The sequence below is a fragment of the Zobellia sp. 1_MG-2023 genome (assembly GCF_030549125.1).
GTDB classification, from domain to species: Bacteria; Bacteroidota; Bacteroidia; order Flavobacteriales; family Flavobacteriaceae; genus Zobellia; species Zobellia russellii.
This window is the reverse complement of the sequence record NZ_JAUOSY010000004.1, coordinates 498001-510408: the sequence shown is the minus strand read 5'-3', so window position 1 is coordinate 510408 and position 12408 is coordinate 498001. Positions and strand designations below refer to the sequence as shown.

The window sequence follows — 12408 nt, the reverse complement described above, 5'->3', positions numbered from 1 at the left end:
GACATTTTAGACACTATATCCCACAAATTGAAATAACGATTCTCCTATGAAATTCATAGTATCCAGTACGTATCTCTTAAAGCAGTTACAAGTTTTAGGTGGTGTTATCAACAATAGCAACACACTACCTATTCTAGACAATTTTTTATTCGACCTAGACAACAACAAATTAACGGTCTCGGCTTCTGACCTTGAAACTACAATGAGCTCCGTACTAGATGTAGATTCGGATAACCAAGGTACCATTGCCGTTCCGGCAAGGCTTTTATTGGAAACCTTAAAGACTTTTCCTGAGCAACCGTTGACCTTTGTTGTAGAAGATAACAACACGGTAGAAATTAGCTCTAACCACGGTAAGTACGCTTTGGCGTATGCAGATGGGGCAGAATTCCCTAAAGCGGTAGAACTGGCCAACCCAAGCTCTACTACGCTACTTGGTGACATTTTAGCTACCGCAATAGACAAAACCATATTTGCGGCCGGTAACGATGATCTTAGGCCCGTAATGAGCGGTGTGTTCTTTCAATTCTCTCCGGAGAATTTAACTTTTGTTGCTACGGATGCGCATAAATTGGTGAAATACCAACGTACGGATGTTACAGCTTCACAAGTTGCCGAATTTATTATGCCTAAAAAACCTTTAACTCTTTTAAAGGGAATTCTAGCAGGCAGTGAATCTGACGTAGTAATCGAGTACAATGACAGTAATGCCAAGTTCAGTTTTGAAAACACAGAGCTTATCTGTCGTTTGATAGATGGAAAATACCCTAACTATGAAGCGGTAATCCCTAAAGAGAACCCTAATGTGCTTTCTATTGCAAGAAATCAATTCTTAAGCTCCGTAAAAAGGGTTGCTATTTTCTCCAATAAAACTACGCACCAGATACGTTTAAAAATTGCCGGTGCTGAACTTAATATTTCTGCGGAAGATATTGATTACAGTAACAAGGCCGAGGAACGCTTGACTTGTTCTTACCAAGGTGATGATATGCAAATTGGTTTTAACTCCCGTTTCTTGACCGAAATGCTGAACAACCTAAACTCGGACGATGTATCATTGGAAATGAGCTTACCGAACAGAGCAGGTATTCTTACTCCTATTGACGGACTTGATGAAGGTGAACACGTAACCATGCTTGTAATGCCGGTTATGCTGAACAGCTAAACGATATGCACCAAAATATAAAAGCCCCAAGAATTTCTTCTTGGGGCTTTTTAATTATATAGGTTTTCACTTCTATGAAATAAACGGAATGGTCATAAATGTATTCGGTTTTTCACCGTTACTGGCTCTTACCGCATTTACTATAGGCATAATAAAAGCTACAATTCCAATAAAAATCAAACTTAAGATACCAAGACCTAAAAGTAATATGGCAGGGATGCTTAAAATGGTAATTAGCAGTACGCTCAATTGAAAATTCACAATAGCTTTACCATGCTCATCCATACCCGTTACGGAATCTTTGGTCGTTAGCCACAGAATTAGCGGCACTACCAATCCGCCAAAACCTGTAATATAGGTTAAGAACTGCGATAAATGTGCAATTACCAATAATTGATTATTCTGTTCAAGTGTTTTTTGTTGATTGATGATTTCCATTTTTTGATTGTTTTAGGGGTTCTATAGATAAGACGAACAAAAACACAAAATGTTACAACTACCCGAACTTGCAAACGAAAAAATCCCGTAAGAGCGGTATCTTACGGGATTTTGAATTACTTTTTTGTATGCAATTAAAGCTTTCGCTCCAACTTGATCAGCTTTTCCCTGCTTTTGTTTATGTTCATTTTTAATTTGCTCAGCTTCTTTTCAATTTTGGCAACATCATTAGGAGAAAGTTTTCCTTTGATTTTGTCCACTTCCATTTTGTCGCTGATCTTAGAAACCTTCTTCTCGTCCTTTTCCAATCCCTTTTTTAAGGAGTTGATTTGGCCGGTCAGTTTTTCGTATTTCTTATTGGCCTTTTCAGATTTCTTTTGCGCTTTTTTTGCTGCTTTTGCTTCTTTTTCAGCAGCTTTTGCCTCTTTTTCGGCCGCTTCTATTTGCTTTCTAATTTCCTTGGCCTCACGTTCCGCTTGCTCAACCTGGGAAATTGAATCCATCTGAACCTCTCCTTCTTCCTGCGCGAATGAAAAAGTTGTAACCCCAAAAAGAATCACCACAAATGTTACTAATCGCATCTTCATAATTATATAATTTAAATAGTTAATGGAGGACGAAGGTACTTATTTTCCGTTATTCAAAAACATTCGGCCCATAAATTTTTGATGTGCCGCAAAGAATTTCCATCTACTTGTTTTTGCCTATTTTTGCAAAAACTTTTTGATGATTCCTAACGATAATATTATAGCATTGGCCACCCCTTCAGGAGCTGGTGCAATTGCGGTAATCCGTATTTCCGGGGCAACCGCAATAGATACGGCCGCTGCTTTTTTTAAATCTGCCTATGGTAAGGATTTAAGAAAAAAGAAAAGCCATACCATTAGTTTAGGACACATAATAGAAGACGATAAAATACTGGATGAAGTTCTGGTTTCCGTCTTTAAAGGCCCTAATTCCTACACAGGGGAAAATGTAGTTGAAATATCCTGCCACGGCTCATCCTATATTCAGCAACAGATTATTCAATTGTTTCTAAGAAATGGTTGTAGGACAGCGGATGCAGGGGAATTTACCCTGAGAGCGTTCCTTAACGGCAAGATGGATTTAAGTCAGGCCGAAGCTGTAGCGGACCTGATTGCCAGTGATAATGCCGCGAGCCACCAAATTGCGATACAACAGATGCGAGGTGGTTTTAGTAACGAAATTAAAAGCCTGCGCGCCGAGCTTTTGAACTTTGCATCGCTTATAGAATTGGAACTGGATTTTTCAGAGGAAGACGTTGAATTTGCGGACCGTACTCAGTTTAACGACCTTCTTGCCCGTATCCAAAAAGTTCTGAAAAACCTGATAGATTCTTTTGCGGTAGGAAACGTGATTAAAAACGGTATTCCCGTTGCTATTGTTGGGGAACCTAATGTTGGAAAATCCACCTTGCTCAATGCTTTTCTTAACGAAGAACGTGCGTTGGTTTCCGACATAGCCGGAACCACCCGTGATACCATTGAAGACGAAATTGCCATTGGTGGAATCGGTTTTCGGTTTATAGATACGGCCGGCATCCGGGAAACCCAAGATGTGGTGGAAGGTATGGGCATTAAACGGACTTTTGAAAAGATTGAACAGGCCCAAGTAATTTTACTTTTGGTAGATGGTTCTAAAATTCTGGCCGATGAGGAAAAACTGAAAAACATCACCATCGACTTTGAAAAAATAAAAAACCAGAATCCGCTAAAACCACTTCTCTTATTGGTCAATAAAGCCGATACGCTTTCCGAGAGCGATAAACAAACAATAGCCCAGCACTTAGATTCCGTTAATTACTTATCCGCCAAAACAGGTGAAGGTGTTGAAGAGCTCAAAAACCGACTGTTGGAATTTGTAAATACCGGAGCGTTGCGCAACAATGAAACCATAGTGACCAACACGCGCCACTATAATTCCTTGCTTAAAGCATTGGAAGAAATTGAAAAAGTACAATTTGGCATGGAGGAAGAACTTTCTAGCGACCTAATGGCCATTGATGTACGTGAGGCTCTTTATCACTTAGGAGAAATCACAGGGCAGGTAACTAATGATGAGCTGTTGGGTAACATTTTTGCTAACTTTTGTATCGGGAAGTAAATTCTAATTTCACCTACCTCTACTCCATCAACTATATTAATTATAATAATGGAGTGTCACTAAAATAAGATTGGCTCGTAATAACCTTAGCACTCGACTCCCGAGCTATAGCTGGACATCTTTTATAGCCCGAACTCGAAATTTCCGATGTGTTCCTGAGCTGTTATAGTGATATGAGGCATTACCATCGCTGAATTTTACAAGACGCGCTTGATGCTTATCAAAAGGCGTAGCGCTCCAATACAACTCAGCTACGAATTTACCCTTGTTGTCTGCACCCTGCCCAATAGTTTTATAAAGGAGACGTAATTCATCTAGCTCGGGTAACCGCCAGCCTTCACCTAATTGTTCGTGAATATTCATGGCATCTTTCCATGCCATTGGACCTTTATCTTCCAAATATGCTATTTTTCCGGTGTTACTGGATGGGTCAATCGCAAAAATTACACCCTCGTTATGCATATCCCCAACGCCTAGTTTTAACGTGCCCCCTGCGCGATTCTCCTTTTTATTTATAGTTCCCGCACCAGCGTCAGAAACTACTTTTACCTCCTTATTTTTAACAAGTGAAGAGGGTTCTTTTGCGGAATCTTCTATTTCTAAGTTAGCAGCTGTGCGATTCTCTTGATTACTTTCAGGAGAGACACTGGCATCAGAAACTTCTTTTACTTCCTCAACTTCCGATAGTGTATAGGATTGTTTTTCAGAACCTCCAACAAACAGGTACGTTAATACTCCAAAAATAACTACAGCAGCAATTAAAAACTCAGAACGGATTTTTCTCTTTTTGTTTGCACCTATGTTCTTTATAATTTTTTGAAAGAATTGATTAATTGCCGCAATACTTTTGATAGCAAAGCCTTTTACCGCAAAGAAATAACTTTTAGTTACGCTCTTTAGGACTGCAAACTTTTTATACAGTTTCTTATCCCATTCCGCCTCTCGTGAGCTTTTTACTATTGCATCCCATTTCTTCTCCCCTACAGCCAACCAAACCTTTAATTTTTCATTGCTCGTTCTCTCTTCTTGAATATTTTGAGGCTCAACCTTCAACTTTTTATTGAAAAAATGAATAGACTTTGCGAAGAGTACAGTAGCTGCATTTTTAAGGGCTACAAACTTTTCATGTAGTTTCTTGTCCCACTCCAACTCTCGCAAGGTTTTAACTATTGTATCCCATTTTTTGTCCTCTACCGCCAACTGGGTTTCGGGCTCTTCATTGAGACGAGTTTCTTCTCTAACTACCTCTACAACTTCAACCTTGTTCTTGCTATCAAACCGGTAATTATATTTTGCCAGATCTGATTTTCTTGTAACAGTTTGGTCTACCAGGACCGTTTCCTCTTGTTTTTTTGGTTGTTGTATCTCTTTTAGAGGCGCTATTACTTCACGCTCCCTTTTCTCTACAACCGCTACTTGAGTTTTTAACTCTTTAGTAACAAACCTTTCCTCTTTAACTACACTTAAGGCCGGTGCCTCTTTTTCATTATTAAAGCGATAGTTATATTTTGCAAGTCCACTTCCTATTAAAACTCTTTTTGGAGCATTTACTGCTTCTTCATGTCTTTTTTTCCGCGCAGCCTCTTTTAGCGCATTTAATACTTGCTCTCGTCTTTTTGCTTCTATTTCTATTCGAGCCTTTTCTAATTCACTTTCCTGAATTTCTTCTTGAACTATTTTTTTGGCCTGAATCTCTTTTTCAATTCTACTCTGGTTTTCCGCTTTCTGCCTTAACCATTTCTCTTTTCTAAGCTGTTCTTTTACTTCAGCTTCCTCATGAAGTCTATTCTCGCTTTCTACTTTTCTTTTAGCTTCAACCTTTTTTGTAAAAGCGCTCTCTCTATTGGCTTTATTGTCATCAACTATTTCCTCACCAAAATCAATTGCCATCTGACCTTCTCCTCCCAAATTAAGTATGCCCTGTTCGTCTGTACTTACAGTAGCAATACTTTTTTTAATGGATGAGCTAAGCAAGCCCATAAGGAAATAGACAACCTGCGTAAAAACCTTATCCGTTGGGTTCCATTCCCCTATTGAAATAGCATCTTTGCGAAAGATCTGTACTTCTCCAAAATTAAAATTGTAATGACTAAAAGTAAATTCGTTCTTCCACGAACAATCATCTAGAAGTATGGGGATTAGTTTAGCCTCACCCTTTTTATATCGGTCTATAATAGTTCTAAATTCATCGTTTTCAACAAATTCAGAATTCATAAACGCATTACTCAAAAGAAGCAGAAATACATCCGTATGGTTCAATCGCTCTACATCTATAGGTTCCCATTGCTGCTTGTCATCAATGGCATCATTACTCCATATAGCGGTGTGGTAGTCTTTTTCTATAGATTGTAAATGGCGTAAAAGATTCTGTAGCTCCCCTTTATCTTGGCCAGTACAAATTGCAAAGATATTTTTTGTCAAATTCATTTTAAAAAGGAGTGATTGTAAGTAAAATCTTTATAATAAATTAAGTTTAAAACTACTTCTAGCTTTAATTTGAGAAATTGCACATTTAGCGGCTAAAATTAGGGATAAATATTGTCTAAACCGTACTATCAATAAATTATTTCGGTTTTGAAAAATTACGTAAAGTATCACATAACCAACCCTTTTCCGGAAATTTTAAAATTATCCAGGGTAATTAAGAGCTAACGCTTGAATTAGAAAATGACAGAAAGTTAAAAAGCTGAACAATCAAATGATTCTTCAGCTTTAAAAGACTTAAGTATGGGGCATTTAAAATATATAACCGCCTACTTGTTAATTCAAACTAGTTCCAATTTTCATTAACCACCTTTTCTATTTCAGGGTATTGAGAATCGTCTTCCTTTACCTCTTTTCTTAAAGTTTTAAGTCGGTCTTTTAAATCAGAAATAATAGAAGCATATTTTTCATCATCATATCTATTATCCATTTCTTCCGGGTCATTTTTAAGATCATAGAATTCCCAGGCTACCGGAGTAACAAAATCGGACATAGATTCAGGGTTATGGGCCCATTCCTGCTTATTTGTATTCCTTTGCATATAATCTCTACCGTAATAAAAGATAAGTTTATAGTCTTTGGTGCGTATTCCAAAGTGTGCAGGATTATTATGCTTATGGGCCATGTGCATCCAATACCTGTAATAGGTGTCTTGCTTCCACCCTTCTGGTTCTTTACCTGTTTCAAGAATAGATTTAAAACTGGACCCTTGCATATAATCAGGAACTTTACCTCCGGCCATTTCAATCATAGTAGGCGCAAAATCGGTATTATTGACCATAGCATCCGTACGAGATCCCGCCTTTATTGTTTTAGGGTAACGAACTAAGAATGGCATACGTTGAGACTCTTCATACATCCACCTCTTATCAATATAATCATGTTCGCCAAGCATAAAACCTTGATCGCCCGTATAAATAATAATGGTGTTATCCATAATTCCTTCTGCCTCTAGGTAATCAAAAATTCGTTTCACATTATCATCCACACCTTTTACGCATCGTAAGTAACGTTTTAAATACTCCTGGTATGCTAATTTCTTATACTCCGGATCAGGAATACTGGGGTCTATCTTCATATGCATTCCCATATTTCTAATTATATTTCTATGTCCTATAGAGGAGCCAATAGTATCTGTAAGGGAATTGTTCTCCCCTCTTGTAGCTATAGATCCGTTATTACCATTATACCACATACTGGATGGTTCCGGAATTTCCACATCTTCCAAATACTCCTCATATCTAGGCGCATATTTAAAAAAATCATGGGGAGCTTTAAAATGATGCATTAAAAAGAATGGCTTGGATTTGTCCCTTTTGTTTTTTAACCATTCCAACGAGATGTCGGTAATAACATCTGATGAATGTCCTTCATAGGTTGTGGCATTCACCTCTCTTACCAAATCCTCTTCAAAACGAATTTCTTTCTTTTCTCCGCCTTCCCTGCTATAAAGTGTTGGGTTATGGTAATCTCCTTGACCCGGTAATACATTATAGTAATCAAAAGCTTCTGGGGCATGTTTTAAATGCCATTTTCCTATCATTGCGGTTTCATAGCCCTGTTTTTTAATCTCTATAGGCAGGTATTGGTTTTCCGGACTTAATTTACCACTTAAGTCCACTACCCCATTTACTTGCCCAAACTGACCCGTAAGAATACTGGCCCTAGACGGGGTACAAATTGAATTGGTACAAAAGGCATTTTCCAACAAAATCCCTTCTTTAGCTAAGCGATCAATTGTTGGCGTTGGATTTAAACGCGCTAGTCTCTTGCCATAGGCCCCAATTGCTTGGGAAGTATGGTCATCGGACATTATGTAAAGTATGTTTGGCCGTTCTACTTTTCCTTTCTTTTTGGTTTGACAATAGGAAAGCGTTACGGTAAAAAACAGGAAATAAATTAGTGGGTTTTTAAATGCTTTGTGTTTCAAGGTTCTCGGTTTTGGTTAAAAATGTAATTTACTAAAAACTACCAAAACTTAAATAAAAAAGTAGCCCTTATACAACAAGAAAAACATCTCTATCTTAGAAAACTAATTCATTCATTTGTACCATAAAAAATGTCCCCACAAAATAACAATGTGGGGACATCTATACCTTATAATTAGTTTGGTTTAACCTCCAAAACAAGTTCCCGCCGTTGGTAGCTGACTCTCTACCAATGAACTACCATACCAAAATGAGTTGCACTCCGTAACATTGTCCGTAGCCCATCCAGATAAGTTTTGACTAAATAATAAAGCGTCTTTAAACATATTCTCCATATTGGTCACTTTACTTACATCCCATTCAGATATATCTTGATTAAAAACATCCGCGACAAAAAACATCCTGTGCATGTCTGTTACATTACTAACGTTCCATTCTCCTATAGGACTGTTAAAAACATCAGCGCCATAGAACATATTCTGCATTAGGGTAACTTTGCCCACATCCCAAGTAGAAATGTTTTGGTCGAATTCTTTCGCATGGAAGAACATATATGTCATACTGGTCACATTACTTACATCCCATGTAGAAATGTCTTGATTAAAATTATTTGCATCGAAGAACATATAACCCATATCCGTAACATGGCTTACATCCCAATCCTTAAGTTCGCTATTAAAATACGTAGCGTTGGCGAACATGGCATACATATCCGTAACTTTGGATAAATCCGGCACATCAGTAGCATTGAATATTAAGTTCTCAGAATTATTGAATGCACGGTTCATACTCTCCCATTTAATTGCCCCCCAATTTTCCACGGTTCGTAATTTTTTGGCGTTCAATTTCCAGTCACTATGCTGATAGATTGCAGGGAAGTCTCCCGTTATTTGTATAGTATATACTCCCGGTATGGCATATTCATGTCGAGCATTCTCACTCAATCCTGTTTCTATTGTTCCATCGCCCCAATTAACCGTATAATTATATGGTGTACTCACGTCTGGATTAGTTCTAATCAAGATATCATCAGTTTCATATGCGGTTTCCCAAGTAGTTATAAAGGCATTTTCATCGTAAGGGTCATCTTGAGGACCTTCTATTATCTCTTCCTCCTCTTCTACAACCTCCTCTTCTTCCTCTGAATTCTCTTCTTCTGTATTTTCTTCATTTGTTGGGTTTTCAGAGATAGTTTCTTCATCTATAACCTGCATGTCTTCAGTAACACTGTCCGAGCTACAAGAAATGGCAAAAATGAGTACGAATAGGCCAAGTATAATTCTTTTAAAAACGTTTAGATGGGACATATTATAATTGAGTTTAAATTATTTCTAAATCGAAAAAACTAAATAACGAGCTCAAAGTTGACCTTATTGTCTACCATACTTATTATTCGTTTTACTACATATGTATGCCATTCATGTTAGGTATGAAATATATAATGCGTCTTATTAAGTTATTTTACATGAAGCAAATCATGTTTTTTAAAGCTGATTAAAATCATGTTTTAAGAGTTACATAAATCCCAATTTTGTTGGCTATTGTCAAAAAGCGAATTTGTTCTACACACTTAAATCACCACAAAAATATTCTATGACATACGCACATTCATTTCACATTCCGGTTATGGGCATTGGCTTTACTATTGATTCTCCATTAAAAGTTTCACAATACGGGATTGACTCGGTCATATCGCTGGTAGATGATATTCTTTTGGAAAAGCTACGGAAAATGTACTCAGGAAAGCATAATCTACCCTACACGGAAATCACGGACAAACAGGAAGATTTTAGGGCAAAACGGATTAGTTCGTATTTAGATATGATTCACGACTTGGCCCAAGAAAAGTTCGAGAACTTTAAAAACTCAACTACCGAAACAGCTGATGGCATCCGGGCGTATTTTAATATGCTACCGGACAGTTCATCTTTTAAAAATGAATTTTTACGGCTTTCTGAACACACTTTTAATTTTTCTGAAATTAAGGAATGGGTAAAACAGCATATGCCCATGGGAAGTATTGATGTGAATATTATGACGAAGGTGGACAAGGACAATTACTTTAAAAAACAGAAGCTCACGTCAGAATTTAACGATGCCCATGCTGCGCTACGCGGATATGCACAGAGCAAACTGAATTCTTCCGTCATCCTTTCCGCAGGTATGAACCCAAGACTGTACAGCTATCTGGAACAATTTGATGATTTTTATCCGGACAGGAACGGTAACATTAAAAAGAAAATTGTTCTTAAAGTAAGTGATTATCGCTCGGCACTGATTCAGGGAAAATTCTTGGCTAAAAAAGGCATATGGGTTTCGGAATACCGTATAGAATCCGGTCTCAATTGCGGGGGACATGCCTTTGCTACGGATGGCTATTTAATGGGGCCTATTCTAAACATGTTTAAGGAAAACAGACAAGAATTAACAAATACGATCTTTGACCTTTTGACTAGCTCACTGCAATTGAAAGGGCGTTCCGTTCCTAACGAACCCCTACCCTTAAAAATTACGGCACAGGGAGGCGTTGGCACAGCAGAGGAACATCAATTTCTGTTGGACGAATACCAAGTGGACTCCGTAGGTTGGGGTTCCGCTTTTCTTTTGGTCCCGGAAGCGACAACAGTAGACCAAGACACTTTAGACCAATTGGCAAAGGCCAAGGAAAAAGACCTGTACTTAAGCAATATTTCGCCATTGGGCATTCCTTTTCACAGTTTAAAAGGAAATACAAAAGATGTTGAAAAAGCGGCACGTATTGCCGATGGAAAACCGGGAAGTCCCTGCACCAAAAAGTTTGTAGCGCTGAACAAGGATTTTAACGAAAAGGGACTTTGCACGGCATCCCGTCAATACCAAAATCACAAACTAAAAGAACTTAAAAGTAAAAACTTATCGCAAGCTGAATACGATTACCATTTTCATAAGATTACAGAGAAATCCTGCACCTGTGTAGGCTTGGGAACATCGGCTCTGCTTGCCTATAATCTGGACACAAAAATTGAAGGCGAGGGTGTTTCCGTTTGTCCAGGGCCCAATATGGCATACTTTTCAAAAGTATCTACGCTAAAAGAAATGATAGATCATATTTATGGCAGGGCAAATGTAATGTCGCACCCCAATCGCCCACATATGTTCATTAAGGAGCTGTATATTTACCTGGAATATTACAAAGAACAGATTTTGGAATATAAAATGATACCTACCACCAAAGGCAAAAAGCAACTGTTGTCCTTTAGCAACAATCTGATGGAAGGCATTACATATTATGAACAGCTGTTTAAAGCTGAAAAAGACCAAACAGCCTCCTATAACAACCGTACACTACAACAATTAAAAGAGTCACGGACTACCCTATTATTATTAACTGAGGAACTTGAGACAACTGAAACGAATGTAACTTTTTAACCCTAATTTTACGGAGATACTTTTACAAAGTTCTATAAGAATCCAAAATAGAGAAGCCTTACCTTGAATGGTAGGGCTTCTCTATTATTCTATATTTTATAATTAAGACAACTCTTAGAAGTTGATGTAAAACTGGTTTGTGGGGAAATAGTTTGATTCGTTTTTATCCTTAATCATAATCCTTATTATTGGCTTTGATATTTGTAACTACATCCTTCAATACATGAGTTTCTTAAAAGGTTACTTTTCTGCTCTCCTTTATTTTTTCAGTCTAAAAATACTGGAAACACTTTTTTGTTCATCCCCATAGAAAGTTACGTCTATGGTAATGTCCCATTCCGTTTCGGATATTTTCTTTCCACTTATAGTTCCCTTTGGCGGAACGTCTTTCTCTCCATTATCCGAAAAATCACAAAAACAACTTTCGGAATACACTGCATTTATATCCTCGAGTTCATCATCTGAAAAACTGAATTCTGTGGTTAATGGGTCAATCTGGAATCGAATATATTCTGAATATTCGTCATCAGCAATATTAACATCATCTGCAGCATTATACTCATATGAAAATACCACATCAGCACCCTCAGTTATGCTGGAGAATTTCATGTAAAATCCTTCACTACTCTCTATATTTAATTGAGCATTCTCTACAAAATTGTAGGCAAATGTTTCGTCCGTTTTTTTTGAACAAGAGATTATGGACATACATAAAACCAATAGTGTAATACTTTTTTTCATCGTAATTAGAAGTTATATTTTTAATTCTTTAAAATGGATGCTTACGTTTCAGTTGAGTATAGTACTAAAACATTATGTTTTCTTTTCTAAAGCTGAATCCATAAATTTTAGTTACTTTAT

Annotated in this window: 9 protein-coding genes; 3 read left to right on the top strand and 6 right to left on the bottom strand. The window is 37.5% G+C overall.

Annotated features, from left to right (window positions below; translation table 11 throughout):
* The first annotated feature begins 46 nt into the window (after positions 1 to 46).
* Positions 47 to 1165 (top strand): DNA polymerase III subunit beta, encoded by a 1119-nt coding sequence (gene dnaN / locus Q4597_RS11545; protein ID WP_215440097.1) that lies wholly within the window; start codon positions 47 to 49, stop codon positions 1163 to 1165.
* A 72-nt stretch (positions 1166 to 1237) separates the two neighbouring features.
* Here the strand turns inward: dnaN and Q4597_RS11540 are convergent, their stop codons facing one another.
* A complete protein-coding gene (locus Q4597_RS11540; protein WP_215440095.1) occupies positions 1238 to 1603 on the bottom strand; it encodes a DUF4870 domain-containing protein in 366 nt (121 codons plus the stop codon).
* 134 nt (positions 1604 to 1737) lie between these two features.
* Entirely contained in the window at positions 1738 to 2190 is a 453-nt protein-coding gene (locus Q4597_RS11535) for a hypothetical protein (RefSeq protein WP_303406335.1), read from the bottom strand.
* A 139-nt stretch (positions 2191 to 2329) separates the two neighbouring features.
* On the opposite strand from Q4597_RS11535, the gene mnmE reads away from it, so the two are divergent.
* Complete coding sequence (gene mnmE, locus Q4597_RS11530; RefSeq protein WP_303406334.1) at positions 2330 to 3727, top strand: tRNA uridine-5-carboxymethylaminomethyl(34) synthesis GTPase MnmE; 1398 nt, start codon at positions 2330 to 2332, stop codon at positions 3725 to 3727.
* 105 nt (positions 3728 to 3832) lie between these two features.
* Here the strand turns inward: mnmE and Q4597_RS11525 are convergent, their stop codons facing one another.
* The 3 genes from Q4597_RS11525 to Q4597_RS11515 form a co-directional block, all read right to left on the bottom strand.
* Complete coding sequence (locus Q4597_RS11525; RefSeq protein WP_303406333.1) at positions 3833 to 6154, bottom strand: hypothetical protein; 2322 nt, start codon at positions 6152 to 6154, stop codon at positions 3833 to 3835.
* Between the two features lie 343 nt (positions 6155 to 6497).
* Positions 6498 to 8024, bottom strand: coding sequence for a sulfatase (locus Q4597_RS11520; protein WP_408065836.1), 1527 nt, complete (start codon positions 8022 to 8024; stop codon positions 6498 to 6500).
* Between the two features lie 300 nt (positions 8025 to 8324).
* On the bottom strand, positions 8325 to 9446 hold the full coding sequence (locus Q4597_RS11515) for a BspA family leucine-rich repeat surface protein (protein ID WP_303406332.1): 1122 nt from the start codon (positions 9444 to 9446) through the stop codon (positions 8325 to 8327).
* A gap of 286 nt (positions 9447 to 9732) precedes the next feature.
* Between Q4597_RS11515 and Q4597_RS11510 the strand changes: the two genes are divergently transcribed.
* Entirely contained in the window at positions 9733 to 11547 is a 1815-nt protein-coding gene (locus tag Q4597_RS11510) for a hypothetical protein (RefSeq protein WP_303406331.1), read from the top strand.
* A 258-nt stretch (positions 11548 to 11805) separates the two neighbouring features.
* On the opposite strand, the gene Q4597_RS11505 is transcribed toward Q4597_RS11510, so the two are convergent.
* A complete protein-coding gene (locus Q4597_RS11505; RefSeq protein ID WP_303406330.1) occupies positions 11806 to 12288 on the bottom strand; it encodes a hypothetical protein in 483 nt (160 codons plus the stop codon).
* Between the last annotated feature and the right edge of the window lie 120 nt (positions 12289 to 12408).